This window comes from Streptomyces sp. B1I3 (assembly GCF_030816615.1).
Lineage (GTDB): Bacteria > Actinomycetota > Actinomycetes > Streptomycetales > Streptomycetaceae > Streptomyces.
Map to the genome: position 1 here is coordinate 4762382 of NZ_JAUSYD010000001.1, position 25873 is coordinate 4788254.

General features: G+C 71.0%; 22 protein-coding genes and 1 pseudogene. 15 read left to right on the top strand and 8 right to left on the bottom strand.

Going from position 1 to position 25873, the window contains the following annotated elements; genetic code table 11:
• Window positions 1-2: 2 nt before the first annotated feature.
• The 3 genes from QFZ58_RS21890 to QFZ58_RS21900 all read right to left on the bottom strand — a co-directional run bounded on the left by QFZ58_RS21890 (window position 3) and on the right by QFZ58_RS21900 (window position 2701).
• Window positions 3-854, bottom strand: a complete 852-nt coding sequence (locus tag QFZ58_RS21890; RefSeq protein ID WP_307126600.1) for a DMT family transporter — start codon at window positions 852-854, stop codon at window positions 3-5.
• A complete protein-coding gene (locus QFZ58_RS21895; RefSeq protein WP_307126601.1) occupies window positions 851-985 on the bottom strand; it encodes a hypothetical protein in 135 nt (44 codons plus the stop codon). Before QFZ58_RS21895 ends, QFZ58_RS21890 begins: the two co-directional genes overlap by 4 nt.
• Before the next feature lie 75 nt (window positions 986-1060).
• Entirely contained in the window at window positions 1061-2701 is a 1641-nt protein-coding gene (locus QFZ58_RS21900) for a penicillin-binding transpeptidase domain-containing protein (protein WP_307126602.1), read from the bottom strand.
• 449 nt (window positions 2702-3150) lie between these two features.
• Here QFZ58_RS21900 and QFZ58_RS21905 point away from each other — a divergent pair, with 449 nt between their 5' ends.
• Window positions 3151-3444 carry a hypothetical protein gene (locus tag QFZ58_RS21905; RefSeq protein ID WP_307126603.1) on the top strand — a complete coding sequence of 98 codons (294 nt, stop codon included), beginning with the start codon at window positions 3151-3153 and terminating at the stop codon, window positions 3442-3444.
• Window positions 3445-3568: 124 nt separating this feature from the next.
• Here the strand turns inward: QFZ58_RS21905 and QFZ58_RS21910 are convergent, their stop codons facing one another.
• Window positions 3569-5335: a dolichyl-phosphate-mannose--protein mannosyltransferase gene (locus QFZ58_RS21910; RefSeq protein WP_307126604.1), complete on the bottom strand. Its 1767-nt coding sequence runs from the start codon at window positions 5333-5335 to the stop codon at window positions 3569-3571.
• 53 nt (window positions 5336-5388) lie between these two features.
• Here QFZ58_RS21910 and rsmI point away from each other — a divergent pair, with 53 nt between their 5' ends.
• From rsmI to QFZ58_RS21940, 6 genes are all read left to right on the top strand, one after another.
• Window positions 5389-6285 (top strand): 16S rRNA (cytidine(1402)-2'-O)-methyltransferase, encoded by an 897-nt coding sequence (rsmI, locus tag QFZ58_RS21915; RefSeq protein ID WP_307126605.1) that lies wholly within the window; start codon window positions 5389-5391, stop codon window positions 6283-6285.
• A gap of 171 nt (window positions 6286-6456) precedes the next feature.
• Complete coding sequence (locus QFZ58_RS21920) at window positions 6457-6822, top strand: hypothetical protein (RefSeq protein WP_307126606.1); 366 nt, start codon at window positions 6457-6459, stop codon at window positions 6820-6822.
• A 33-nt stretch (window positions 6823-6855) separates the two neighbouring features.
• On the top strand, window positions 6856-7722 hold the full coding sequence (locus QFZ58_RS21925) for a TatD family hydrolase (protein WP_307126607.1): 867 nt from the start codon (window positions 6856-6858) through the stop codon (window positions 7720-7722).
• Window positions 7723-7828: 106 nt separating this feature from the next.
• Window positions 7829-8473 carry a ubiquitin-like domain-containing protein gene (locus QFZ58_RS21930; RefSeq protein ID WP_307126608.1) on the top strand — a complete coding sequence of 215 codons (645 nt, stop codon included), beginning with the start codon at window positions 7829-7831 and terminating at the stop codon, window positions 8471-8473.
• 9 nt (window positions 8474-8482) lie between these two features.
• Window positions 8483-9355, top strand: a complete 873-nt coding sequence (gene rsmA, locus QFZ58_RS21935; protein WP_307126609.1) for a 16S rRNA (adenine(1518)-N(6)/adenine(1519)-N(6))-dimethyltransferase RsmA — start codon at window positions 8483-8485, stop codon at window positions 9353-9355.
• Window positions 9352-10257, top strand: a complete 906-nt coding sequence (locus QFZ58_RS21940; protein WP_307126610.1) for a 4-(cytidine 5'-diphospho)-2-C-methyl-D-erythritol kinase — start codon at window positions 9352-9354, stop codon at window positions 10255-10257. The genes rsmA and QFZ58_RS21940 overlap by 4 nt, the downstream gene beginning before the upstream one ends.
• Window positions 10258-10357: 100 nt before the next feature.
• Here the strand turns inward: QFZ58_RS21940 and QFZ58_RS21945 are convergent, their stop codons facing one another.
• Entirely contained in the window at window positions 10358-10999 is a 642-nt protein-coding gene (locus QFZ58_RS21945; protein WP_307126611.1) for a lipoprotein, read from the bottom strand.
• A gap of 147 nt (window positions 11000-11146) precedes the next feature.
• Between QFZ58_RS21945 and QFZ58_RS21950 the strand changes: the two genes are divergently transcribed.
• From QFZ58_RS21950 to QFZ58_RS21970, 5 genes are all read left to right on the top strand, one after another.
• Window positions 11147-12967, top strand: a complete 1821-nt coding sequence (locus QFZ58_RS21950; protein WP_307126612.1) for an ABC-F family ATP-binding cassette domain-containing protein — start codon at window positions 11147-11149, stop codon at window positions 12965-12967.
• A gap of 98 nt (window positions 12968-13065) precedes the next feature.
• The gene (locus tag QFZ58_RS21955) at window positions 13066-14694 is read left to right on the top strand and encodes a PQQ-binding-like beta-propeller repeat protein (RefSeq protein WP_307126613.1); all 1629 of its coding nucleotides are present in this window, start codon (window positions 13066-13068) and stop codon (window positions 14692-14694) included.
• A 379-nt stretch (window positions 14695-15073) separates the two neighbouring features.
• Window positions 15074-16963: a PQQ-binding-like beta-propeller repeat protein gene (locus tag QFZ58_RS21960; protein WP_307126614.1), complete on the top strand. Its 1890-nt coding sequence runs from the start codon at window positions 15074-15076 to the stop codon at window positions 16961-16963.
• 58 nt (window positions 16964-17021) lie between these two features.
• On the top strand, window positions 17022-18923 hold the full coding sequence (locus QFZ58_RS21965) for a PQQ-binding-like beta-propeller repeat protein (RefSeq protein ID WP_307126615.1): 1902 nt from the start codon (window positions 17022-17024) through the stop codon (window positions 18921-18923).
• A gap of 251 nt (window positions 18924-19174) precedes the next feature.
• Entirely contained in the window at window positions 19175-19870 is a 696-nt protein-coding gene (locus tag QFZ58_RS21970) for a LuxR C-terminal-related transcriptional regulator (protein WP_307126616.1), read from the top strand.
• 30 nt (window positions 19871-19900) lie between these two features.
• Here the strand turns inward: QFZ58_RS21970 and QFZ58_RS21975 are convergent, their stop codons facing one another.
• Together QFZ58_RS21975 and QFZ58_RS21980 are read right to left on the bottom strand one after the other, a co-directional pair.
• Window positions 19901-20188 (bottom strand): hypothetical protein, encoded by a 288-nt coding sequence (locus tag QFZ58_RS21975; RefSeq protein ID WP_307126617.1) that lies wholly within the window; start codon window positions 20186-20188, stop codon window positions 19901-19903.
• Window positions 20189-20203: 15 nt separating this feature from the next.
• Window positions 20204-21874, bottom strand: coding sequence for a sodium:solute symporter family protein (locus QFZ58_RS21980; RefSeq protein ID WP_307126618.1), 1671 nt, complete (start codon window positions 21872-21874; stop codon window positions 20204-20206).
• A gap of 238 nt (window positions 21875-22112) precedes the next feature.
• Here QFZ58_RS21980 and galT point away from each other — a divergent pair, with 238 nt between their 5' ends.
• From galT to galK, 3 genes are read left to right on the top strand one after another with little or no spacing between them, the layout of a single operon-like run.
• Window positions 22113-23156 (top strand): galactose-1-phosphate uridylyltransferase, encoded by a 1044-nt coding sequence (galT, locus tag QFZ58_RS21985; protein WP_307126619.1) that lies wholly within the window; start codon window positions 22113-22115, stop codon window positions 23154-23156.
• On the top strand, window positions 23153-24133 hold the full coding sequence (gene galE, locus QFZ58_RS21990; protein WP_307126620.1) for a UDP-glucose 4-epimerase GalE: 981 nt from the start codon (window positions 23153-23155) through the stop codon (window positions 24131-24133). Before galT ends, galE begins: the two co-directional genes overlap by 4 nt.
• Window positions 24130-25314 (top strand): galactokinase, encoded by a 1185-nt coding sequence (gene galK / locus QFZ58_RS21995; protein ID WP_307126621.1) that lies wholly within the window; start codon window positions 24130-24132, stop codon window positions 25312-25314. Before galE ends, galK begins: the two co-directional genes overlap by 4 nt.
• Here the strand turns inward: galK and QFZ58_RS22000 are convergent.
• Window positions 25304-25741, bottom strand: a pseudogene (locus tag QFZ58_RS22000) (GNAT family N-acetyltransferase); the annotation flags it as partial. The gene galK and the pseudogene QFZ58_RS22000 sit on opposite strands and share 11 nt — an antisense overlap.
• Window positions 25742-25873: the final 132 nt, after the last annotated feature.

A 25873-nucleotide genomic window follows, 5' to 3' on the forward strand; every position in this document is an offset into this window, starting at 1 on the left:
GGTCAGCCCGTGTGCAGCATCAGGCCGATGCCGACCACCATCAGCCCGGCTGCCGCGATCCGGGGCCCGCCGAACCGCTCCCTGAAGAACAGTGCCCCTATCGCCGCACCCACGATGATCGAGGACTCCCGCAGCGCGGCGACGGGGGCGAGCGGCGCCTTGGTCTGCGCCCACAGGACGAGGCCGTACGCGGTGACCGACAGGGCCGCGCCGAGCAGTCCGCGCGCCACGAACGGCCTGACCATGGCGCCCAGTTCCCTGCCCCGCCGCCAGGACGCGTACGCCGGGATGGCCACGCCCTGCACCAGCATCAGCCAGGCGATGTAGCCGAGCGGCGTCCCCGAGGCGCGCACCCCGACCCCGTCGACCGTGGTGTACCCGGCGATCGCGAACCCCGTCGCGAGAGCGGCCAGAACCGCCGGCCCGTGAGGACGCCTGCCGGACCCGCGGATGCCCCACAGGGCCAGCCCCACGAGTCCGGCGGAGGCCACCGCGACGCCCGCCGTCGCCCAGCCGTCCGGACGCTCACCGACGAAGACGGCGGCCAGGACCGTCACCACGAGAGGTGCCGTGCCCCGGGCGATCGGGTACATCTGACCGAAGTCGCCCAGCGTGAACGAGCGCATCAGCAGCGCCATGTACGCCACGTGCAGGGCGGCCGAGGTGAGGAGGTACGGCCAGGCACCGGCCGCCGGCAGGGGCGTGAGACAGGCCAGTACGGCCCCGATCAGTGCCCCGCCCCCGGATATGAGGGTGAAGGACAGCAGCTGGTCCCGGATGGCGTGGGCGATCGCGTTCCAGCTCGCGTGCGTGATCGCGGCGGCCAGGACGGCCGCCACCACCAGCGGGGTCACGCGGACGCCTCGCGCACGTCCACCACGGTGCCGCCCGCGTGGGCGGCCACGAGGCCGAGCTCACGCAGGGCATCGGCGAACCGGGGATGGGCGCCGGAGGCGGCGGTGGCAGTGGCGCCGGAAGTGCTCATGGCCGCACGCTACTGAACGGCCGGGCGCGCGCACCAGGCAGTTCCGGTGCGCGCGCCGTTGCCGGAGGGTGCAGCTCAGGGGCCCGCGCGCAGGACCTGGGCCACCACCGGGCCGGCCGCGTCGCCGCCGTGGCCACCGGACTGGACGACGGCCGCAGCCGCGAGGTCGTTGCTGAAGCCGGTGAACCAGCTGTTGGACGTGCCCTGGCCGTCGACCTCGGCGGAGCCCGTCTTGGCGCCCTTGTCGCCGCCGACCGAGGCCATGGCCGCCGTACCGGTGCCGCTGGGGCCGGTCGCGGTGTAGCGCATCATCTCCCGCAGCTGCTGCGCCACGTCGCCGGGGAGCGCGCGGGCGGTGGCGAACGGCCGGTCGTCCAGGTCGCGAGCGACGACGTGGGGCTGCTTGAAGGCGCCGTTCTTCGCGGTCGCGGTGACCGACGCCATGTTCAGCGGGCTCATGAGGATCTTGCCCTGGCCGATGTACGAGGCCGCGGTCTCGGCTCCCGAGGACTCCGGCACGCTGCCGTCGAAGGACGGTATGCCGGTCTCCCAGGTCTGCCCCAGGCCGAAGTAGTCGCGGGCCTCCTGGCCGAGTGCCGTGCCGGCCCGGTCGCCCAGAGGCTTGACCGGCTTGATGAAGGCCGTGTTGCAGGACCGGGCGAAGGCCTCCCGGAGCGTGCCACCGGTGATGGAGAAGTCATTGAGGTTGTGGAAGGGCACCCCCTCCCACGACACGGTGGACGGGCACTCCACCGCCGAGTTCATGCTTCCCAGCCCGTTCTGGATGATCATTGCCGCCGTGACGATCTTCATCGTCGAACCGGGGGCCAACTGACCCAGCATGGCCGCGTCGTAGCCGTCGGCCCGATTGTTGGCGATCGCGCTTATCGCGCCGGTCGACGGCTGGATCGCCACGACGGACGACTCCCCGAACTGCTTGACCGCCTTCTCCGCCGCCGCCTGGACGTTCGCGTCCAGCGTCGTCCGCAGCTTGCCGGGCTTGCCCTTGGCGAGTGTCAGCAGGGTCGTGTCCGGCAGTTGCGCGTCCGCGGGCTCGATCCAGGTCTCTATGCCGGGAGAGCCGCCGACGGTGTCGCCGTACTTCTTGCGAAGGGTGTCCAGGACCGGCCCCAGCGACGGGTACGTCTCCTTGTCGAGCACCTTGCCGTTCCGGTCGACGGCCTCTGTCGCCGCCGTCGACGACTCACCGGTCTGCAGCGTCGCGCCCTCGGTCAGCTGCGGATGGACCACCGTGGGAGCCCAGTCGACGAGCGCCTTGCCGGTGGTCAGTCCGCGCACCACGGTCAGTTCGGAGGAGTACGACCAGGGCTTGGTCCTCCCCTCGTACGACACCGTCGCCTTCACCGTGTACGGCACCTTGGCGCCGACGGCCGGGCCCGGGGTGATCACCGCCCCGGTGACGTGGGCGTCGGCCGCGTAGCCGGTCAGCAGCGCCTCGGCGCCGGACTCGTTGTTCGTGAGCAGGGCGGCGGCGGCCCCGTCGCCCGCCGCCCACGCCTTCAGGAAGTCCTTGGAGACCTCGTCGATCTCCGAAGCGGTCGGCGGGCCCGTCCGCACCTCGCTGGATTCGGCGACGGTTCCCGTCTCGCCACCGGCCAGGTCCTCGCCGAGCATGCTGTAGGCGCCGTATCCGAGGCCGCCGGCCATCAGGACGAACACTCCGCCGATCACGGCGACCTTCGCTCCACTGCGCATCAGGCAGTCCCCCTCCCCAGGAGCCCCTTGAACGCGTTCAAGAACAAGGGGATACCTCTGGACTCTACGGGACGGCAGTGACGTGTGAAGCGGTTGTTACCGGACCGGGACGCTGTTCATGAGAGCGCTTTCCGCCTCGCGTCGGACCCAGCTGTCCAGCCACATGAGGTCCGCCAGGAGTTCTCCGGGATCGACGTCCCCGTGTACAGGGGCCAGAAGTACACGAATCCCTGTTCGGCGCGGACTGCGACGCGGCCGGCGCGTTCCAGTGGTGCCTGTGGGAGCGGATGGCGGCAGACGGGATGGCGGGCAAGGAACGTCGTGGCTTGAGCACCCGGACACCGGTCACGTAGCCCTACCTCTGAATGGCCGCGTACCCCGAGCGTCTCGGTTCGTGTTCTGGTCAGCTGGGAGCGGCCCCAGCAACCAATCGAGAGCGGGACTTCCACGTGTCGATCATCATCGTCCTCGAGTACCCGGGCACTACGCAGGCCCAGTACGAGCAGGTCACTGACGCCCTGACCGGCGGACGCGGTGGGCTCAAGAAGCCGTCGGACTGGCCGGTGCCCGGCTTGATCTCCCACGCCGCCGGCCCGACCCCCGCCGGCTGGTTCGTGACGGATGTCTGGGAGTCCGAAGAAGCGTTCCGAAGCTTCGGGGAGAGACTCAAGCCCCTTCTGCGGGAGGCAGGGATGCCTGAGGTCGAGCCCACGATCTACGAGGCGTTCAACGTGGTGACCTAGCAGAAGCGTGGGTGACCCGTGGCGGGCCGGCGGTGCAGCAGGGGGACCGACGACGACCGGCGACGACTGGCGGCGACCGGGAGGGCACCGCGAGCAGCGGGGCCCTCCTTGCGTGTTCGCCCTGCTACACCCAGCTGTCCAGCCACATGCGGTCCCGCCAGGAGTTCTCCGGGATCGACGTCCCCGTGTACAGGGGCCAGAAGTACACGAAGTTCCAGACGATCAGCAGCACCAGCACGCCCGCCGCGATCGCGCCCAGGGTGCGTCTGCGTTCGCCCGTGGGGTCGGCGGTGGTCAGGCCCACGCGGTAGCGGGTGCCCGTACCGGCCGCAGGGCCCAGCAGGGCTCCGATCATCATCGTCACGGCCAGGCACAGGAACGGCACGAACACGACCGCGTAGAAGAGGAAGATCGTCCGCTCCTGGTAGAAGAACCAGGGGACCCACCCCGCTGCGACACCGCAGGCGATCGCGCCCGCCCGCCAGTCACGGCGGAAGAACCAGCGCCACAGCACGTACAGCAGGGCCGCGCACCCCGCCCACCACAGCAACGGGGTGCCGATGGCCAGGACTTCGCGGGCGCACTTGCCGGTCTCGGACGCGGTGCAGCCGGCCTTCTCCTCGTAGAAGTACGAGACGGGGCGGCCCAGCACGATCCAGCTCCACGGGTTGGACTGGTAGGTGTGGCCGGAGGTCAGGCCCACGTGGAACTCGTACACCTGGTTCTCGTAGTGCCACAGGCTGCGCAGCCAGTCGGGCAGCCAGGTCCAGCTGCCGCCCCTTCCGTCGGTGGCCGCCCAGTTGCGGTAATAGCCCTTGTCCGTGACGATCCAGCCGGTCCACGAGACGAGGTACGTGCCGATCGCGACCGGCACCGTCGAGACGAACGCGGGCAGCAGGTCCCGCAGCACCACGGCGCGGTACGGCTGCAGCGCGCCCGCCGTGCGCCGCGCGCCGACGTCCCAGAGCACCGCCATCACCCCGAACGCGGCCAGGATGTACAACCCGTTCCACTTCGTGGCGAAGGCCAGACCGAGCATCAGGCCGGCGGTGATCCGCCAGGGGCGCGCACCCAGGCGCAGCCTCTCCGCGACGTGGACGTCCGGGCGCAGCACACCGTCCTCGTCGACCGGCAGCGCGGCGGCCAGCTTGCGGCGGGACCGGTCCCGGTCGACGAGGAGGCATCCGAAGGCCGCGAGGACGAAGAACATGAGCACCAGGTCGAGCAGCGCGGTACGGCTCATGACGAAGTGCAGCCCGTCCACGGCCAGCAGCGTGCCCGCCAGGCACCCCAGGAACGTCGAGCGGAAGAGCCGTCGGCCGATCCGGCACAGCATCAACACGGAGACGGTGCCCAGCAACGCCACCATGAAGCGCCAGCCGAACGGGGTGAACCCGAACAGCTGCTCGCCCAGCCCGATGATCCACTTCCCGACCGGCGGATGGACGACGTATCCCGGGTCCACCGGGACGTCCACACCGGACGGGTCCTTGAGGATCAGTTTGTCGATGTCCTTGGGCCAGGACCCCTCGTACCCCTGGTTGACCAGCGCCCAGGCGTCCTTGGCGTAGTACGTCTCGTCGAATATCACCGCCTTCGGGCTGCCGAGGTTCCAGAACCGCAGCACTCCGGCGACCAGTGCCACCAGGAGCGGCCCGCCCCAGGCGGACCAGCGGACCAGGCGGTCCGCGAGGGTCGGCGGCACGGCGAGCACGTCCCAGAACTGGCGCCCCGGGCGGGTGTACGGCGGATCCAGGCGTTCACGCAGGCCCGTTTCCGGCTGGGGGGAATGGCCGAAGCGGCGCAGCCGCTGCTGCCAGGAAGGCGGCTGGTCGCCGGCGTGATCCCCGGCGTCGTTGCCCTGCTGGGCCTCGGGCGCAGTACTCGTCACCGCGCCATCGTAGGGAACGCATCTGTGCGAGGGGCGCCGCCCGGGCTGGGAGGATGGCCGATGTGACTGGAACGACTGGAACGCTCGTACTCGCAGGGACCCCCATCGGTGATGTGGCGGACGCCCCGCCGCGCCTCGCCGCCGAACTGGAGACGGCCGACGTCGTGGCCGCCGAGGACACCCGGCGGCTGCGCCGGCTCACCCAGGCCCTGGGCATCCACACGACGGGGCGTGTCGTCTCCTACTTCGAGGGCAACGAGTCGGCGCGCACGCCCGAACTCGTGGAGGCGCTGGTGGGCGGCGCCCGCGTCCTGCTCGTCACCGACGCGGGGATGCCGTCCGTCTCCGACCCGGGCTACCGGCTCGTCGCCGCGGCGGTGGAGCAGGACATCAAGGTCACCGCCGTACCGGGCCCGTCCGCCGTGCTGACCGCGCTCGCCCTCTCCGCCCTGCCCGTGGACCGCTTCTGCTTCGAGGGCTTCCTGCCGCGCAAGGCGGGGGAGCGCCTCGGGAAGCTGCGGGAGGTCGCTGACGAACGGCGCACCATGGTCTTCTTCGAGGCCCCGCACCGGCTGGACGACACCCTGGCCGCGATGGCCGAGGTGTTCGGCGGGGAGCGCAGGGCCGCCGTGTGCCGGGAGCTGACCAAGACGTACGAGGAAGTGAAGCGAGGGCCCCTGGCCGAGCTCGCCGACTGGGCGGCCGAGGGGGTGCGCGGCGAGATCACCGTCGTGGTCGAGGGCGCCACCGCCTCGGGGAACGAAGGACTCGACGCGGCCGAGCTGGTGCGCAGGGTGCAGGTGCGCGAGGAGGCGGGGGAGCGGCGCAAGGAGGCCATCGCGGCCGTCGCCGCCGAGGCGGGGCTGCCCAAGCGCGAGGTCTTCGATGCGGTGGTCGCGGCAAAGAACGCGGCTCGGACCGGCCTGCCGGAGGGCAAAGGACTAACCTGAAATGTAAAGCGCGAGCCGCGTACCGGGCCCAGGGGCCACGGATCGGCCAAGAGCGTCCCAACACTCGGCAGACCTGGTGCGTCGCCGCCGGGAAAGGCGTCCACTTGACGGTGGAACGCATTTTCCGGAGTGCTTGTCCGGAGTGCTTGTCCGCGGACAAGAGGAGCAGGCATGAGTGAGATCGCAGCGACCACGGTGCACGAGGCGTACGCGTTCGCCTGTATGAGGTGTGGGCACGGCTGGGAACAGGCCTACGAGATAGAGCACCACGTCGACGCCTCCGGCCAGGCGTACGTGGTCTACAAGGCGGACGGGGAGCGCGTGCCCTCACCGCTGTCCACTCCGACCTGCTCGAACTGCGGCGCGCACGTGGTACGGATCATGCGGTCCGGACGCGTCTCCACCGTCCAGCGGCTGCTCCAGCAGCAGAAGACGGTGCGGGAGGAGACGAGCGTGGACGAAGCGGCCGTACCCGCCGGGCCGGCGTCGCACCACTGGCAGCTGTCCGATCTCCTCCATCCCTTCCACCGGCGGTGATGCCGGTGCCCGTGCCCTCGTAGAGTCGGGGGCATGAGCCGTACCGACGCCCCGCCGCTGCCCGACCCCCTCCGGGTCCCGGTCGCCGATTCGCACACCCACCTGGACATGCAGGACGGAACCGTCGAGGAGGGCCTCGCCCGGGCCGCGGCGGTCAACGTGACCGCCGTCGTCCAGGTGGGCTGCGACGTGAAGGGTTCGCGCTGGGCCGCCGAGACGGCGGCCGCTCACCCGTCCGTGCACGCTTCCGTCGCCCTGCACCCCAACGAGGCGCCGCGCATCGTGCACGGGGACCCGGAGGGCCGGCCCGGTCATGAGGCGAGGGGGCCGGGCGGGAAGGCGGCGCTGGAGGAGGCGCTCGCGGAGATCGACGCCCTGGCCGCGCTCGGCCACGTGCGGGGCGTCGGTGAGACCGGCCTCGACCACTTCCGTACGGGCCCCGAGGGCATGGCCGCCCAGGAGGAGTCCTTCCGGGCCCACATCGAGATCGCCAAGCGCCACGGCAAGGCCCTGGTCATCCACGACCGGGACGCCCACGCCGACGTGCTGCGCATCCTCGCCGAGGCGGGCGCGCCGGAGCGGACCGTCTTCCACTGCTACTCCGGGGACGCAGACATGGCCCGCGTCTGCGCGGCGGCCGGGTACTTCATGTCGTTCGCGGGCAACGTCACCTTCAAGAACGCCCAGCCACTGCGCGACGCGCTGGCCGTCGCTCCCGCCGAACTCCTCCTCGTCGAGACGGACGCCCCTTTCCTCACCCCCGTGCCGTACCGCGGACGGCCCAACGCTCCCTACCTCATTCCGGTGACGCTCCGTGCCATGGCGGAGGTGCGGGGTACCGACGAGGACACACTGGCGGCCGCGATCTACGACAACACCGCGCGGGCGTTCGACTTCTGAGCCGGAGTCGTGGTGACGTTCCGTATCGACACGGATCCGCAAGGCGACGGAAGTCCGCTATCGTGCCCGCGCAACGGGGTCGGCAGACCGGATCTTCGGGAGCGTCGTGGGCCATGGACAGGGCAGTCACCGCGCACCGCGCCGCAGCCGGCGCGCGACGTACGCGCCACCGCGGGTACCTGCTCCCGCGGCGCCCCGCTCCCTCCACGAGGAGCGGACGATCGCCGTGCTCCGGCCGAGCAGCCTGCCGGTGCACGATCCGACCCTGCTGGACACCCCGTCGGCACTGAGGCGCACGGTGCCTCCGCAGGAGCCGGCCGGGCGCCGGGACACCGGCCGGGCAGCCGCCCGGCGGCGCAGACGAAGCCAGGAGCTGCGGCGGCTCGTCCCGCAGGTGCTGGTCGTCGCGGTCCTGGCCGGCGGGACCTCCGGGTTCCTCGCCCATGACAAGGCGGTCCGGATCAGCGTGGACGGGACGTCGCGCACCCTGCACACCTTCGCGGACGACGTCGGGGAGCTCCTCGACGCGCAGGGCGTCACCGTGGGCACGCGCGACACCGTCGCCCCGGCGCCGGGCACCGGGCTCGACGACGGCGACGAGATCGTCGTCCGCCGGGAGGCCCGCGGGCAGGCACCGCAGGACCCGCGGGCCGGGGAGCCGGCACCGCGGGATCCGCGGACCCGGGAGCCGGAGGCCCGGCGTCCGGTGCCCGTGGCGGGCCGCGGACCCCGGGCCCCGCGGCGGCCGTAGGCTTAACGGGTGAGCACCACAGAGCCCGACGCCCTCCTGGGCCCCGCAGACATCCGCGAGCTGGCCGCAGCGCTGGGCGTACGCCCCACGAAGCAGCGCGGCCAGAATTTCGTCATCGACGCCAACACGGTCCGCAGGATCGTACGGACCGCCGAGGTGCGGCCCGACGACGTGGTGGTCGAGGTCGGCCCCGGGCTCGGCTCGCTGACCCTGGCCCTGCTGGAGTCGGCCGCCCGGGTCGTCGCCGTGGAGATCGACGACGTCCTCGCGGGCGCCCTGCCGGCCACGGTCGCCGCCCGGCTGCCGGAGCGCGCCGACCGCTTCGCCCTCGTCCACTCGGACGCGATGCTGGTGACCGAACTGCCCGGCCCGGCGCCGACCGCGCTGGTCGCCAACCTTCCGTACAACGTCGCCGTGCCGGTCCTCCTGACCATGCTGGAGCGCTTCCCCTCCATCGAGCGGACGCTCGTGATGGTGCAGGCCGAGGTCGCCGACCGGCTGGCCGCCAGGCCGGGCAACAAGGTGTACGGCGTGCCGTCGGTCAAGGCCAACTGGTACGCCGACGTGAAGCGCGCCGGATCCATCGGCCGCACCGTGTTCTGGCCCGCTCCGAACGTCGATTCGGGGCTCGTCTCCCTGGTCCGGCGTACCGAGCCGATCCGCACCACCGCGAGCAGGACCCAGGTCTTCGCCGTCGTCGACGCGGCCTTCGCCCAGCGCCGCAAGACGCTGCGCGCGGCCCTCGCCGGCTGGGCGGGTTCGGCGCCCGCCGCCGAGGCGGCGCTGGTCGCGGCGGGGATCTCGCCGCAGGCCCGCGGCGAGTCGCTGACCGTGGAGGAGTTCGCCGCCATCGCCGAGAACAAGCCGGAGCCGTCCGCATGACCCACAGCGTCACCGTCCGCGTACCCGCCAAGGTCAACGTGCAGCTCGCGGTCGGCGCCCCGCGCCCCGACGGTTTCCACGACCTGGCCAACGTCTTCCTCGCCGTCGGCATGTACGACGAGGTCACCGTCACCCCCGCCGACGCCCTGCGCGTCACCTGCTCGGGGCCGGACGCCGCTTCCGTCCCGTTGGACGGGACGAATCTCGCGGCCCGTGCCGCGACCGCCCTCGCCGCCCGGTACGGCATCGCGCCCGACGTGCACCTGCACATCGACAAGGACATCCCCGTCGCCGGCGGTATGGCGGGCGGCAGCGCCGACGGCGCCGCAGCCCTGCTGGCCTGCGACGCCCTGTGGAACACGGGCGCGAGCCGGGAGGAACTGCTCGCCATCTGCGCCGAGCTGGGCAGTGACGTGCCCTTCAGCCTGATCGGCGGGGCCGCCCTCGGAGTCGGCAGGGGCGAGCGGCTGTCCCCGGTCGACGTCGGCGGCACCTTCCACTGGGTCTTCGCCGTCGCCGACGGGGGGCTCTCCACCCCTGCGGTGTACGGGGAGTTCGACCGTCTCACCGCCGGTACCGAGGTGCCTCAGCCCGCCGCTTCCGCCGGGCTCCTGTCCGCACTGCGCACCGGGGACACCGCCGCGCTCGCGGACACCCTGAGTAACGACCTCCAGGCGGCCGCGCTCTCGCTGCGGCCCTCGCTTGCCGACACCCTCGCGGCGGGCACCGCCGCGGGGGCCCTGGCCGCCCTGGTCTCGGGCTCCGGGCCGACCACCGCGTTCCTGGTGTCCGACGAGGAGTCCGCGCGGAAGGTGGCCGACGCGCTGCTCAGCTCGGGAACCTGCCGCAGCGCGCGGGCGGCGGTGTCCCCGGCGCCGGGGGCGACGCTTCAGCGGCCGTAGCGGCCGTAGCGGCCGTAGCGGCCCCAGCGGCCTGACGGCAGGCGGGGCGGTCCGTCGGCGGGCGGCCCGGCCCCGTGGGGAGCCCGGGCCGAGCTCCCCGTCAGCCGAGCTTCAGGCTCCCCTTCGCCAGCTCGTACGCCGGGAGCATCTGCCGGTGCTCCTGGGAGTCCAGCCCGCCCAGGTGCACCACGACCGGGCCGCCCGGCGTGGCGACGGCGAAGGCGCGTTCGGTCTTCGGCCCGTCCAGCAGCTCGCCGCTCACGGTGTACGTGACCTCCGTGGCGGCCACCGCGCCGGCCTTCCCCTCGGTGTACGAGGCCTTGGCGGCGTTCGGTTCGCCCGCCACGAACGCCTCGAGGACCGCACGCGTACCGGTGTCGGACGGCTTGCCCTGCCACACGCGGATGTAGCCGATGTTCCCGGCCGGCTTCGCGTCGATCTCGCACACGAGCGTGACCGGACCCTGCTCGCCGAGCGCGGCCAGGTCGGACCCGGGCTCCACGGTGACGGCCTCCGGCTTCCAGTCCGCCGCGAGGTCGAAGGTGACGGGCAGCGCGCAGGCAGAACCCGCGCCGCCGAGCCTGCTGCCCTTCTCCGCGGCGGCGCTCCCCGCGGCCTTCGGGGGAGCACCGTCCCCGTTCCTGCCCGTGTCCGTACCGCTGCCGGACGGCGACGAGCAGCCCGCCAGCACCGCCGCCGCCAGGACCGCCGAAAGACCGGCCCGCACCATGTCGCGCATCATGAAGTCCCCACCCCGGATATGTTCCGTACCGCTCCGACCTGGGGTTACGCCCCATGATCGATCGCCGCACGCTATCGCACCTCCGGCGGCGACTACGCTGGGACGTCGAGCGGTCCCCGACGCAGGGATCCCCGAGGCAGGAGTGAAATGGCCGTCAATCTGGTCAATGTCGAGCAGGTCAGCAAGGTGTACGGCACCCGTGCACTGCTCGACGGTGTATCCCTCGGGGTGTCCGAGGGCGACCGGATCGGTGTCGTCGGCCGTAACGGCGACGGCAAGACGACGCTCATCCGGATGCTCGCCAAGCTGGAGGAGGCCGACACCGGCCGGGTCACCCACAACGGCGGGCTGCGCCTCGGTGTCCTCACCCAGCACGACTCGCTGGACCCGCAGGCCACCATCCGGCACGAGGTCATCGGAGATCTCGCCGACCACGAGTGGGCGGGCAGCTCGAAGATCCGTGACGTGCTGACCGGTCTCTTCGGCGGGCTCGCCCTGCCGGGCTTCGAGCACGGCCTGGACACCGTCATCGCCCCGCTCTCCGGCGGCGAGCGGCGCCGGATCGCGCTGGCGAAGCTGCTGATCGCCGAGCAGGACCTGGTCGTGCTCGACGAGCCCACCAACCACCTCGACGTCGAGGGCATCTCCTGGCTGGCCGGGCACCTGCGGACCAGGCGCTCCGCGCTCGTCTGCGTCACCCACGACCGGTGGTTCCTGGACCAGGTCTGCACCCGCATGTGGGACGTCCAGCGCGGCGCGGTCCACGAGTACGAGGGTGGCTACAGCGACTACGTCTTCGCGCGGGCCGAGCGCGAGCGGATCGCCGCGACGGAGGAGTCCAAGCGCCAGAACCTGATGCGCAAGGAGCTGGCCTGGCTGCGGCGCGGCGCCCCCGCACGCACGTCCAAGCCGCGTTACCGCATCGAGGCCGCCAACGAGCTGATCGCGGACGTCCCGCCGCCGCGCGACACCAGCGAGCTGATGAAGTTCGCCAACGCCCGGCTCGGCAAGACCGTCTTCGACCTGGAGGACGTGACGGTCCAGGCCGGACCCAAGACGCTGCTCACGCACCTCACCTGGCAGCTCGGCCCCGGCGACCGCATCGGCCTGGTCGGGGTGAACGGCGCCGGCAAGACCTCGCTGCTGCGGGCCCTCGCCGAGGCGTCCTGGACCCAGGGTGACGTGCAGCCCGCCGCCGGGAAGGTCGTCGTCGGCAAGACGGTCAAGCTGGCCTACCTCTCCCAGGAGGTGGCGGAACTCAGCCCGAACCTGCGCGTGCTCGAAGCCGTCCAGCAGGTACGCGACCGGGTCGACCTCGGCAAGGGCCGCGAGATGACCGCCGGCCAGCTCTGCGAGCAGTTCGGCTTCTCCAAGGAGAAGCAGTGGACCCCGGTCGGCGACCTGTCCGGCGGCGAGCGGCGGCGGTTGCAGATCCTGCGGCTGCTCATGGACGAGCCCAACGTCCTCTTCCTCGACGAGCCGACCAACGACCTGGACATCGAGACCCTGACCCAGCTGGAGGACCTCCTCGACGGCTGGCCCGGGTCGATGATCGTGATCTCGCACGACCGGTTCTTCATCGAGCGGACCACGGACCGCGTGATGGCGCTCCTGGGTGACCGGTCGCTGCGGATGCTGCCACGCGGCATCGACGAGTACCTGGAGCGCAGGCGGCAGATGGAGGCGGCGGCGACGCCCGCTTCCGCCGCCGCGGCCTCCGCGCCCAAGGCCGCACCGGCCGAACCCGCCGTCTCCTCGCAGGTCGCGCGCGCCGCGAAGAAGGAGCTGCGGAAGGTCGAGCGGCAGCTCGAGAAGGTGTCGACCAGGGAGACGGCGCTGCACGCGCAGATCGCCGACCACGCCACGGACTTCGAGAAGGTCGCCAAGCTCGACACCGAGCTGCGTGAACTGGTCGCCGAGCGGGACGAGTTGGAGATGCGCTGGCTGGAGCTGGCCGAGGAGGCGTGACGCCCACGGCGTGACGGCAGGTGCCTGAGGGGCGGGTGATAGAAAGAAACCTCGCCCGGTCAGGCACCTGGCCGGGCGGCACGAAGGGGGACGAGCCGATGACCCAGCCGCCCGACGGGCAGCCGTCGCAGGGGGGCTTCGGCGCTCCGTACGATCCGGTCACCGGAGTGCCGCAACCGCCCCCTCCCGGTTACGGCTACCCGCCCCGGCCCGGCCCGTACGACCACCGGCCGGGCCCGTACGGGCAGCAACCCGGCCCGTACACCCAGCAGTCGGGTTACGGCTACCCGCCGCCCCCGATGCCGCCGCAGCAGTCGGCGGGCGGCCCGGCGGGGCCCGGTGGCGGCCGTTCCAGGGGCAGGACCTGGCTGGTCGTCGGTGTCGTGCTCGCCGTGCTGCTGACCGGCGGCGGCGTCTGGTTCGCGACGAGCGGCGACGACGGGGACACGCGGCGGCCCGTCGCCGGTGGGTCCGGCGCCCCGTCCTCGGCCGGCACGGACGGCGGCAAGGCCGGCGGCACGGACAAGGGCAGGCGTGAGAAGGCCGGGCCGACCGCCGGCGAACTCAACGCCGGGCGAAAGCCCGGTGAGGCGAAAGTGCTCTGGCTCCAGTACAACGATGTGGACGTGCCCGGCAAGGGAGCCGGGGTGCACGGGCCGTGGACGGTCGGCGACACCGTCGCCACGGCCATGTACCGCACCGTGTCCGGCTACGCGCTCGCCGACGGCACCCGCAGGTGGACCGTGAGCCTGCCGACCGACATCTGCGCCGCAGCCACCCTGCCCACGGCGGACGGAAAGATCGTCATCGGGCTGGCGGAGAGCAACACCGCCGACGCCCCCGACTGTTCCGTGCTGCAGGTGATCGACCTGAGGACCGGGAAGCCGGGCTGGAAGAAGACGGTCCCCAGCAACGGGCTCATGGACATGCGGTCGGAGGTGTCCGTCGCGATCGGCGGCGACACCGTGACCTACGCGCGGGCCGGCGGCATCGACGCCTACCGGATCAGTGACGGCACGAGGCTGTTCGGCAACCAGCCGGGAGACTGCCAGCCGAACGACGTCGCCGGTGGCCCCCGGCTCATCGCCGCCGTCACGTGCGGGGACACGGCCGGCACCGGTCAGATCCAGGAGCTCGACCAGCTGACCGGAAAGCCGAAGTGGACCTACGAGCTCGACCCGGGCTGGCACCTCGAATCGGTCTACTCCGCCGACCCACTGGTGGTCGTGGTGACGAACGTGGAGGAGCAGCGCATCATCGCCCTGCGGGACGACGGCACCCTGCGCTCGCGCATCGACGGCGCCGCCGCCCTGGGCGCGGCGGCCGACGACACGACGCTGTACCTGTCGACCAAACTCATCTACGCCGACTCCCGCGTCACCAACAAGATCGCCGCGTACGACCTGGACACGGGGAAGCGCACCTGGGAGTCGAACTCGCCGCCGGGGCAGGCCATGAAGCCCCTGCGCATGGAGGGCGGGAAGGTACTCGTCCATGTGATGGCCTCCAGAACCCGGGGCGGCGCGATCGCGACGCTCTCACCCGGCGGCGGCGCACCGCAGACACTCCTGAGGCATCCCGCGTCGGCTGCGGACGCCGAGGAGGACATGTTCTCGGCGAAGGTCCTCTACGCGGGTGGGCGTTGCGTCCTCACCACGCCGAGCGTCGCTTCCGACACGGACGCGAACGAGGCGAAGATCAGGACGATGATGGTCTTCGGCGAGTGACCGGCGCCGGGCCCGAGATGGCCACACACGCGGTGGGGAGGGCCCACCGGGGAGGGGCGGGCGATGTTCCCGGTGAACTGTGGCCGCCACGGAGTGAGTTGGTGTGCATCCGGTGCGGTAGGGCACAGGCAGGCGCGTAACGAGGGCATCACGGGCCGGTTCTCCCTTGGGAACAGGGGGTGGACCGATCCGGTGTTCGATGTGATGCGGGTGGTACAAAGAAGCCCCGCTCGACTGTCGCAACACTGCGGAAGCCATGCCCGATTCGCTCCTTTCCGGAGGGAATTCAGAGAATTCGCGTGTCCGGTCCTCTGAAATCCCGGCGGAATCGCGGGGGAGACCGGAACGGGCACCGGACCGCACGAAGGGGGACGTGCTGATGACCCAGCCGCCCAGCCAGCAACCGCCGCAGGGGGGCTTCGGGGCTCCGCAGGAACCGCAGGGAACTCCCCAGCCTCCTCAGGGAACTCCCCAGCCTCCTCAGCCTCAGGGTCCGCCTCCGCAGACGCCGCCCCCCGCGGCCCCGCCGCAGATGCCGCCCGCGCCCCCGCAGACGCCGCCGTCCGGACAGCCCGGATACGGCTACCCGCAGGCACCGTCCGGACAGCCCGGTTACGGCTACCCGCAGGCCTCTGGCCCGTACGCGCAGCAGCCCGGTCCCTACGGTGCCCAGCCCGGCCCGTACGGCCAGCCCACGCAGCCCGGCCCGTACGGCCAGCCCACGCAACCGGGCGCGTACGGCCAGCCCACGCAGCCGGGCGGTTACGGCTACCCGCAGCAGCAGTACCCCGGCGCGCCCGTCCCCGGCGGGTCCGGTGGAGGGCCCTTCAAGGGCAAGCCCGCCGTCGTCATCGGCGCGGCACTCGCCGCACTCCTCGTGGTCGGCGGCGGCATCTTCTTCGCCACCAGCGGCGACGACGGCGACGACAAGAAGCCGGTCGCCGGTTCGAGCACCGGGGACACGAAGCCCAGCGTCTCGCCCACGGTCGATGAGGGGGACGGTACCGGCGGTGGCCGTGAGGCGAACGACGACCTCAACGCCGGACGCAAGGCAGGCGAGGCGAAGGTCCTCTGGCTGACGAAGAACGACATCGACCTGCCGCGCAACGGCGCGGACGTGTACGGCCCGTGGATCGTCGGCGACACGCTCGTCAAGGGCATGTACCGCTCGGTCATCGGCTACTCCGTGGCCGACGGCAAGCAGAAGTGGACCCTGCCGCTGCCCGCCGACATGTGCTCGGCCCCCGGGACGCCCACCGCCGACGGCAAGATCGTCATCGGTGTCATGAACGGCACGACGGACAAGGCCGACTGCTCCGAGCTGCAGATGATCGACCTCAACACCGGCAAGGCCGGCTGGAAGAAGTCGGTCAAGAAGAACGGCACCTGGGACCTGATGTCCGACATCGGTCTGGCGATCAGCGGCGACACCGTGACCGTCGGCCGGACCAGCAACTCCAACGCCTACCGGGTCAGTGACGGCAAGGAGCTGTTCGGCAAGCCGTCGGGCAACTGCCAGCCCTTCGCGTTCGCCGGCGGAGCGAAGCTGATCGCCGCGTCCAGCTGCCGCACGGATGACGTGGACAACCCCCAGCACCAGATCCAGGAGGTCGACCCCACCACCGGGAAGGCCAAGTGGACGTACACACCCGAGCGCGGCTGGGAGGTCGACAAGGTCTACTCGGTCAGCCCCCTCGTCGTCTCACTGACCCACCCCGCGAAGAAGAAGTGGTCCATCCTCGCCCTCAAGGAGAACGGCACGCTCCGCTCCCAGCTGGCGGGTGACGAGGAGGACAAGTTCTCGGTCGACTGCGGTCACGACTTCGCGATCTTCGGCCAGAAGCTCGAGGGCTGCACCGGCGTCGCCGCCGACGCCAACACCTTCTACATGATGACCGAGGACGACACGAGCGGCACCGGCCGCACCAACAAGGTCATCGCCTTCGACCTGAACACCGGCAAGCCCAAGTGGAAGGCCGCGGCTCCCGCCGAGCGCACCATGAAGCCGCTGCGCATGGAGGGTGGCAACGTCCTGGTCTACCTTGAGCCCTCGTACGACAAGGGCGGGGCGATCGCGACGATCGCACCCGGCGGTGGCGCGCCCGTGGTGCTGCTGCAGCACCCGGACTCGACGACGCAGATCGAGAACTTCTTCAGCTCCACGACCGTCTACGCGGGCGGTCGTTCCTTCGTCGTCAGCACGCGTGTGAGCGCGAGCAACGATGAGGAGGAGAAGGAGCAGACGACCATGATGGCCTTCGGCAAGTGACGGCCCACGACGCCACCCGCATCCCCTTCTCCCCGGACACCCCAGAGGTACGCACCCCATGACGCAACCGCCGAACGATCCGCCGCAGGGCGGATTCGGAGCGCCGCAGGACCCGCCTCCCGGCGGTTTCGGCGCGCCCACCCCGCCGCCGCCCTCCGACCCGCTCGCGAAGCAGCCGCCGGCGACGCCGCCGCCGACCCCCGCCGCGCCGCCGACCCCGCCCGCCGGCGGGTACGGCAGCCCGCCGCCCCCGGGCGGACACGGCGCCCCGCCCGCCGGTGGCTTCGGCGCACCGCAGACGCCTCCGCCCGGCGGCCCGCCGCAGAACCCCGCGTACGGCTATCCCGGGACGCCGCCCCCGGGGCAGCCCGGTTACGGCTTCCCGCAGGGGGCGCCGGCCGGGCAGCCCGGCATGCCTCCGCAGCAGGGGTACGGCTACCCGACCGCGCCGATGCAGCCGCAGTACCTCCCGCCGCAACAGGGCGGCAGCGGCGGCAGGTTCTCCACCCAGATGAAGATCATCGTCGCCGCGGCCGTCGCCGTGGTGCTGATCATCGGCGGCGGAGTCATCTACGCCTCCGGCGGCGGGGACGACGAGGGCGGCAAGGAGACCGAGGCGTCCTCGGCCGGCACGACCGGCGGGGAAAGCCAGGGCAAGGGCGGAACGGGCAGCGGCCTCGACGGCGGCACCGAGAAGGCGCCGGCCGACACCAAGTCCACGGTCGGCTTCCAGCTGCCCCAGCCGAAGGTCACGGACACCACCACGGTCGACGGCTCCTGGGTCACCGACAAGGCGTACGTGAAGACCGGCGTGTACGAGATCACCGGTTACGACCTCGCCAAGGGCACCAAGCTCTGGTCGATCCCGCTGAAGGGCGAGCTCTGCGCAGCGTCCCGGCACCTGAGCAAGGACTTCAGGACGGCGATCGCGTTCGAGGACGGCAAGCCGAGCGCACAGGACAAGTACCCCTCCTGCACCCAGGTCGGCGCACTCGACCTGGCCACCGGCAAGCTCATGTGGAGCAAGTCGGTCACCTCCACCGCCGGTGGTGACGCGCCCGTCCGCTTCAACGAGATCACGCTCAGCGGCACCACGGTCGCCGCGGGCGGCACCAGCGGCGGCGCCGCCTTCAACCTCGCGAACGGCGCCGAGCTCTGGAAGCCGAAGGCCGACACCAACAACTGCTACGACATGGGGTACGGCGGCGGCGAGGCCCTCGCCGTGATCCGCAAGTGCGGCAGCTACGACGCCCCGCAGCTCACCGTCCAGTCGCTGAACCCGACCACGGGAGCCCCGCTCTCCTCGTACGACATGCCCGCCGGCGTCGAGTACGCGAGCATCGTCTCCACCAAGCCGCTCGTCGTCGCGGCCGACGTCGGCGACACCGCCGGTGACGGCAGCGGCATCTCGGACTTCTTCTCGATCGACGCGGCCACCGGCAAGCTGATCGTCCGCATCTCGGCCGACGCGGACAAGTACGCGGCACGCTGCGGCTCCACCGAGGTCGAGACCTGCCAGTCCCTGGCTGTCGGCGGCAACCGGCTGTACCTGCCGACCGAGGAGCACGAGGGCGGCGGGGAGTACGGCGACACCAACGAGATCGTCGCCTTCGACCTGACCACCGGCAAGCTCGTCGGCGGCAAGGCGGACGCGGGTGACCGCTACACGCTGCGGCCGCTGCGCATGGACGGCACGAACGTCATCGCCTACAAGGAACCCCCGTACGACAAGGGCGGCCAGATCGTGTCCATCAACGGCTCCACCTTCGAGGAGACCGTGCTGATGGAGAACCCGGACGAGGAAGCGGTGCGGGACGCGGAGACCAGTTTCTCCGGTGACTACGCCGAGTACATCTACGACAAGGGACGGCTGTTCATCTCGGAGAAGATGCTCAGCAAGCCCAGTTCGAGCTCCCTGGACGACAAGCAGTACCTCGTCGTCTCCTTCACCACCGGCTGACCCATGTGCGGGTGAGCACCGACGGTGTGCGACGAACGGCCCTGCCGGTTGATCATTCGACCGGCAGGGCCGATCGTTTTCTGCCCGGCAAGTGGCCTCGAACGGAGCGGAAACAGGCATTCCGAGTGGCTTCTGCCCGGTAGAGGGCGCAGCACGTCGAACAAGCGTGTAACTTGCCGGGTCAAGAGGGCCGGGGGGCCTGTTCCGGAGTCACACAGCGGTACGGCGCTGTACACAGGGGGGCTATCTCGATGGGCGTGCGGCTCATGGTGGTCGACGACCACCGACTGCTCGCCGAGGCGCTCGCCTCGGCGCTCAGACTGCGGGGGCACCGGGTCCTCGCGGCAGCCGCGCCGACCGCGGGATCGGCGGAACTCGTGGTCAGCAGAGCGCCGGAGGTCTGTCTGTTCGGTACGGCCGCGCCCGCCGCGCCGGGCGCCTTCGACCCGATCACGCGGATCGGGCGGGAACGGCCGCAGGTGGCCGTCGTCGTGCTCGGGCCGGTTCCCAGCCCGCGTGGGATCGCCGCCGCCTTCGCCGCGGGCGCCGCGGGGTACGTCCGGCACGACGAGCGCATAGAGGGCGTCGAACGCGCGATGATCAAAGCGCGGGCCGGGGAGACCGCCGTCGCCCCGCAGTTGCTGCGGGGCGCGTTCGCGGAGCTGCTCCATCCGGTGGTCCAGCCGGACGACGAGGGGCAGCGGCTGCTGCGGATGCTGACCCCGCGCGAGGTCGAGGTGCTGGTCCGGGTCGCCGAGGGCGAGGACACCCGGCTGATCGCGGCGGGAATGGCCATCGCGCCGAGTACCGCACGCACGCATGTTCAGCGCGTGCTGATGAAGCTGGGCGTCGGCTCCCGGCTGGAGGCCGCGGCCCTCGCGGCCCGTACGGGGCTGCTGGACCGGGCCTCGGCGCACACGCCGCAGGGGCAGGACGGCCTCGCGTGAACGCGTGACGGTCCTGCCCCTGCGGTGGTGTCAGCTCTCCGGCGTGGCGGGAGCCTCCTCCGGCACCTGGGCCGGGCGCAGCTTCATCCAGATCAGGAAGAAGAGCCCGAGGACCAGCATGGCCAGGCCGGTCCAGAGGTTGATGTGGACCCCTTCGGCCTTCTTCAGGTCGGCGTCGGAGGGGTTGATGCCGGCGATGGTGACGATCACTCCGTAGACCACGAAGAGCCCGCCGATGATCCTCCGGATGTCGAAGAGCCGGGCCGCGGTCGCGGATGTGCGCTCCAGTTCGGAGACTTCCTTGTGCAGGTCGGACATGGTGAGTGCCTCCGATCAGAGCGAGTAGGGCAGGTAGCAGAGGGCGGCGAGGATCATGGCGCCCCAGCCGAGCAGGGCGGGCTTGCGGTACCAGGCGCTGTCGCCCTCCTCCGGCGCCTCGTCGGCGTCCGGGGACTCGGTCCCGTACACCAGGCCGGCCAGTTCGGCCTCCGGCTTGGGGGCCGTGAAGAAAGTGACGGCGACCATGACGACCGCGCCGGCGACGAATCCGACGATGGCGGAGACGAAGTTGGCGCCCTGGTCGGACGGGATGTCGATGATGCCCTGCTTGTAGATGACGAAGTAGTTGACCATCGCGGCGGTGGTGCCCGCCACGAGGCCCCAGACGCCGGACTTCATCGAGGCGCGCTTCCAGAACATGCCGATGATGAAGACCACGAACATCGGGACGTTGAAGAAGGAGAAGAGCGTCTGCAGGTACGTCATGATGTTGGAGAAGCTGGCGGCGATGAACGCGGTGCCGATCGAGGCGAGCACTCCCACCGCGGTGATCAGCCGACCGAAGCGCAGGTAGTACGCGTCCGGCTGGTCCTTCTTCACGTACCGCTGCCAGATGTCCGTGGTGAACACCGTGTTGAACGAGGACACGTTGGCGGCCATACCCGCCATGAACGCGGCCAGCAGACCGGTCACCGCGATGCCGAGCACACCGTTGGGCAGGAGCTCCTGCATCAGCAGCGGGATGGCGTCGTTGTACGTGAGGTCCGAACCGGGCGTGCCGATCGTGGGCACCAGTACGGCGGCGACCAGGCCCGGGATCATGACCACGAAGACGATGAATATCTTCGGGAACGCGGCGATCAGCGGGGTGCGCTGGGCGGCCGAGAGGTTCTTCGCGGACAGGGCGCGCTGCACCTCGGCGAAGTTGGTCGTCCAGTAGCCGAAGGAGAGCACGAAGCCCAGGCCGAGGATGATCGTCAGCCAGTTGGCGCCGAGCGGGTTGGCGTCCCCGATGCCCGTGCCGCCCCAGGCGGACAGGAAGTCCGTGCCGTGCTGCTTCTCCAGGGAGCCGCTCAGCCCGTCCCAGCCGCCGACGCGCTTGAGGCCCAGCAGGGTCAGCGGGATCAGCGCGGCGAGGATGACGAAGAACTGCAGCACCTCGTTGTAGATCGCCGAGGAGAGACCGCCGATGGTGATGTAGACGAGGACGAAGAGCCCCGCGACGACGATCGCCACCCACTGAGGCCAGCCGAGCAGTGCCTCCACGACGATCGACAGGGCGTAGAGGTTCACGCCCGCGATCAGGATCGCCGCGAAGGCGAAGAGTATGGAACTCAGCAGGTGGGCCGACTTGTCGAAGCGCTGGAGCAGGAACTCCGGTACGGAACGGACCTTCGACCGGTAGTAGAAGGGCATCATCACGAGGCCGAGGAAGACCATGGCCGGGATGGCGCCGATCCAGTACCAGTGCACGACCGCGACACCGTACTGCGCGCCGGTCGCCGCCATGCCGAGAATCTCGGTGGCCCCGAGATTCGCCGCGACGAAGGCGAGACCGGTCACCCACGCAGGCAGTGACCGGCCGGAGAGGAAGAAGTCGAGGCTCGTCTTCACACTGGCCCGGGCGGCGAACCCGATGCCGAGCACCACGACGAAATAGATCGCCAGGATTGTGTAATCGAGCCCGTTCGTGGGGAGCCGGAGCCCTTCGGCCAGATAGTGCATGGGGGGTATCCGCTTCGTTGCGTGAACTGAACCCGTCGGAACTTACGCCTTTGTGTTCAGAAACTGAACAGGTCAAGTGGGGTTCTTTGTTTGATCGTGATCGAGCGGAGCGATATGTCCACGTCTGCGCCTCGCGGAGCACAGGTGACGCACAGGCTGTGTCCGGCATTGACTCGCGTGTTTGCTTGTGATTTGTTATGTGCGGTTATGTTGGAGGGCGGTTACATGGAGGAGCCTGGTGAAGAAGACGGTTACGACCCTCGCCGACGGCCGTGAGCTGATCTATTACGACTCCGCGGACGACACCGTCCGCGACGCCGTCGACCAGCGGCCGCTCGACGCCGTCTCGACGTCCTCGGAGATCCGCCGCGACCCGCTGCTGGGCGACTCGGTGGCCGTCGCCTCGCACCGGCAGGGGCGCACGTACCACCCCCCGGCCGACGAGTGCCCGCTCTGCCCCTCGCGGGACGGCCGGCTGAGCGAGATCCCCGACGACCACTACGACGTCGCCGTGTTCGAGAACCGCTTCCCCTCCCTCGCCGGTGACTCGGGCCGCTGCGAGGTCGTCTGCTTCACCTCCGACCACGACGTGTCCTTCGCCGGGCTCACCGAGGAGCAGGCCGCCCTGGTCCTGGAGGCCTGGACCGACCGGACCGCCGACCTCGCCGAACTCCCGCAGGTCACCCAGGTGTTCTGTTTCGAGAACCGGGGCGCCGAGATCGGCGTCACGCTCGGCCACCCGCACGGGCAGATCTACGGCTACCCCTTCGTCACCCCGCGCACCGAGCTGATGCTGCGCTCGGCCGATGCGCACCGGACGGAGACCGGCCGCAACCTCTTCGACGACGTCGTCGCCCGGGAGCTGGCCGACGGATCGCGCGTCGTCCTGGAGGGCGAGCACTGGGTCGCGTTCGTGCCGTACGCGGCGCACTGGCCCTACGAGGTCCACCTCCACCCGCGCCGCCGTGTCCCGGACCTGCGGGAGCTCGACGAGGCGGCCCGCACAGAGTTTCCACAGATCTATCTGGAACTCTTGAGGCGATTCGACCGGGTCTTCGGCCCCGGAGAGCCGCCGACCCCGTACATCTCCGCCTGGCACCAGGCTCCCTTCCGGGTGCCCGGCCGGGAGGAGTTCGGTCTGCACCTGGAGCTTTTCACCATCCGGCGCACTTCCGGCAAGCTGAAGTTCCTCGCGGGTTCCGAGTCCGGCATGAACGTGTTCATCAACGACGTGCCGCCGGAGGCCGCGGCCCAGCGACTGCGAGAGGTAGCGAGCGAGTGAGCAACCCCGGTAAGAAGTACCTGGTCACGGGCGGGGCGGGATACGTCGGCGGGGTGGTCGCCGCGCATCTGCTGGAGGCCGGTCACACCGTGACCGTCCTGGACGACCTGTCGACCGGCTTCCGCGAGGGTGTCCCGGAGGGGGCCGAGTTCATCGAGGGCCGCATCCAGGACGCCGCGAAGTGGCTCGACGCCTCCTACGACGGCGTGCTGCACTTCGCCGCGTACTCCCAGGTCGGCGAGTCCGTCGTCGACCCCGAGAAGTACTGGGTGAACAACGTCGGCGGGACGACCGCCCTGCTCGCCGCGATGCGCGACGCCGGAGTGCGCACCCTGGTCTTCTCCTCCACCGCGGCGACCTACGGGGAACCGGTCTCCAGCCCGATCACCGAGTCCGACCCCACCGCACCCACCAACCCGTACGGTGCCTCCAAGCTCGCCGTCGACCACATGATCACGGGCGAGGCCGCCGCACACGGCCTGGCAGCCGTCTCCCTGCGCTACTTCAACGTCGCCGGGGCCTACGGCAGCCACGGCGAACGCCACGACCCCGAGTCGCACCTGATCCCCCTGGTCCTCCAGGTCGCGCTGGGCCGGCGCGAGTCGATCTCCGTGTACGGCGACGACTACCCGACCCCGGACGGCACCTGCGTACGCGACTACATCCACGTCGCCGACCTGGCGGAGGCCCACCTGCTGGCCCTGGACGCCGCCACCGCGGGCGAACACCTGATCTGCAACCTCGGCAACGGCAACGGCTTCTCCGTACGGGAGGTCATCGAGACCGTCCGTCAGGTCACGGGCCATCCTGTCCCCGAGACCGCCGCCCCCCGGCGCGGCGGCGACCCGGCCGTCCTCGTCGCCTCCGCCACCACCGCCAGGGAACGGCTCGGCTGGCAGCCGTCCCGCACCGACCTGGCCGCAATCGTCGCCGACGCCTGGGCGTTCGCCCGCCGAGAGGAGCTCACCACCCCATGACCGAGTCCCTGAGCGACCACGCTCTGACCGCAGGGTTCACCGCGCTGTACGGGACCGCGCCCGAAGGAATCTGGGCCGCGCCCGGACGAGTGAACCTGATCGGTGAGTACACCGACTTCAACGACGGCTTCGTCATGCCGCTCGCCCTCCCGCACAGCGCCCGCGCTGCCGTCGCCCGCCGCACGGACGGGGTGCTGCGCCTGCACTCCACCGACGTACCCGGCGGGGTCGTCTCGCTGCGCGTGGACGAGCTGGCCCCGCACTCGGGCCACGGCTGGGCGGCCTACCCGGCCGGCGTCGTCTGGGCCCTGCGCGAGGCGGGCCACCCCGTCACCGGCGCGGACATCCAGCTCGCCTCCACCGTCCCCGTCGGCGCCGGGCTCTCCTCGTCCGCCGCCCTCGAGGTGGTCACCGCGCTCGCCCTGAACGACCTCTTCGAGCTGGGCCTGAGCGCACCGGAGCTCGCCGTTCTCGGCCAGCGCGCCGAGAACGACTTCGTCGGTGTGCCGTGCGGAGTCATGGACCAGATGGCCTCGGCGTGCTGCACGCAGGGACACGCGCTCCACCTCGACACCCGCGACCTCACCCAGCGCCAGGTCCCCTTCGACCTGGCCGCACACGGGCTGCAGCTCCTGGTCGTCGACACCCGGGTCAAGCACGCCCTGGGCGACGGCGCCTACGCGGAGCGCCGGGCCGGCTGCGAGGCGGGGGCCCGCGCCCTGGGCATAGGCACCCTGCGTGACCTTCCGTACGAGGGACTGGGCGCCGCGCTCGACACCCTGGCGGCGTCGGGCGAGGACGAGTCCGTGGTGCGCTACGTCCGCCACGTCGTGAGCGACAACCACCGGGTGGAGCAGGTCATCGGGCTCCTCGACTCCGGCGAGGTGCGCGCGACGGGCCGGGTGCTCACCGAGGGGCACGTCTCCCTCCGGGACGACCTGCGGGTCTCCTGCCCGGAGCTCGACCTCGTGGTCTCATCGGCGAACGCGGCCGGGGCGCTCGGCGCGAGGATGACCGGGGGCGGCTTCGGCGGCTCGGCGATCGTGCTCGTGGAGGAGGCCGCGGCGGACACGGTCGCCAAGTCCGTCGAGGAGGCCTTCACCTCAGCCGGTTACGCCACCCCCGGAATCTTCCCCGCGGTTCCTTCGGCAGGGGCACGGCGGATCGCTCCAACTGCTTGACCAGGATGTACTCGGCGACGCCGGGCGGGTAGTCCGCGACCTCGCCGACCACCTCGTACCCCTGCTTCCGGTAGAAGGCGGGAGCCTGGAAGTCCCAGGTCTCCAGCCGGGAGCGGGTACAGGCCCGGTCGTCACGGGCGAGGCGTTCCGCCTCGGCGAGCAGCCTGGTCCCCAGCCCGCTGCCACGGTGGCGGGGGTCCACCCAGAGCAGGTCCACGTGGAGCCAGTAGGCCCAGGTCCGTCCGGACAGCCCTCCGGCGAGTGCTCCCTGCGCGTCGATGAGCCACACGTCCAGCGGGAGTTCGTGCTCACCTGGTGTGGTGTGCAGGGCACGCAGCTCCGGTGATCCGTCCCAGTTGTCGTCATGCAGCCGACGACCCAGCAGAATACGACGTTCCTTGTCCACTTCTGTCTCAAGACGGAACATGAATCACACCCTAAACACCTTCAGCAGTCAGTTCCGTGAATCGCCTTCCGCCGTCCACTACCCCCCGTACGCTGATGCACAGCACCGGTGGGGGCCGGTGTCGTTTCAGGGGACGAGACAGTCGGACACGAC

Coding starts and splice junctions, on each gene's coding strand:
- galK (WP_307126621.1), top strand. CDS start 24,130: ATGACCGAGTCCCTGAGCGACCACGCTCTGACCGCAGGGTTCACCGCG.
- QFZ58_RS21940 (WP_307126610.1), top strand. CDS start 9,352: ATGACCCACAGCGTCACCGTCCGCGTACCCGCCAAGGTCAACGTGCAG.
- QFZ58_RS21900 (WP_307126602.1), bottom strand. CDS start 2,701: ATGCGCAGTGGAGCGAAGGTCGCCGTGATCGGCGGAGTGTTCGTCCTG.
- QFZ58_RS21950 (WP_307126612.1), top strand. CDS start 11,147: ATGGCCGTCAATCTGGTCAATGTCGAGCAGGTCAGCAAGGTGTACGGC.
- QFZ58_RS21955 (WP_307126613.1), top strand. CDS start 13,066: ATGACCCAGCCGCCCGACGGGCAGCCGTCGCAGGGGGGCTTCGGCGCT.
- QFZ58_RS21980 (WP_307126618.1), bottom strand. CDS start 21,874: ATGCACTATCTGGCCGAAGGGCTCCGGCTCCCCACGAACGGGCTCGAT.
- QFZ58_RS21975 (WP_307126617.1), bottom strand. CDS start 20,188: ATGTCCGACCTGCACAAGGAAGTCTCCGAACTGGAGCGCACATCCGCG.
- QFZ58_RS21960 (WP_307126614.1), top strand. CDS start 15,074: ATGACCCAGCCGCCCAGCCAGCAACCGCCGCAGGGGGGCTTCGGGGCT.
- QFZ58_RS21895 (WP_307126601.1), bottom strand. CDS start 985: ATGAGCACTTCCGGCGCCACTGCCACCGCCGCCTCCGGCGCCCATCCC.
- QFZ58_RS21970 (WP_307126616.1), top strand. CDS start 19,175: ATGGGCGTGCGGCTCATGGTGGTCGACGACCACCGACTGCTCGCCGAG.
- QFZ58_RS21925 (WP_307126607.1), top strand. CDS start 6,856: ATGAGCCGTACCGACGCCCCGCCGCTGCCCGACCCCCTCCGGGTCCCG.
- rsmI (WP_307126605.1), top strand. CDS start 5,389: ATGGCCGATGTGACTGGAACGACTGGAACGCTCGTACTCGCAGGGACC.
- QFZ58_RS21920 (WP_307126606.1), top strand. CDS start 6,457: ATGAGTGAGATCGCAGCGACCACGGTGCACGAGGCGTACGCGTTCGCC.
- QFZ58_RS21965 (WP_307126615.1), top strand. CDS start 17,022: ATGACGCAACCGCCGAACGATCCGCCGCAGGGCGGATTCGGAGCGCCG.
- QFZ58_RS21945 (WP_307126611.1), bottom strand. CDS start 10,999: ATGATGCGCGACATGGTGCGGGCCGGTCTTTCGGCGGTCCTGGCGGCG.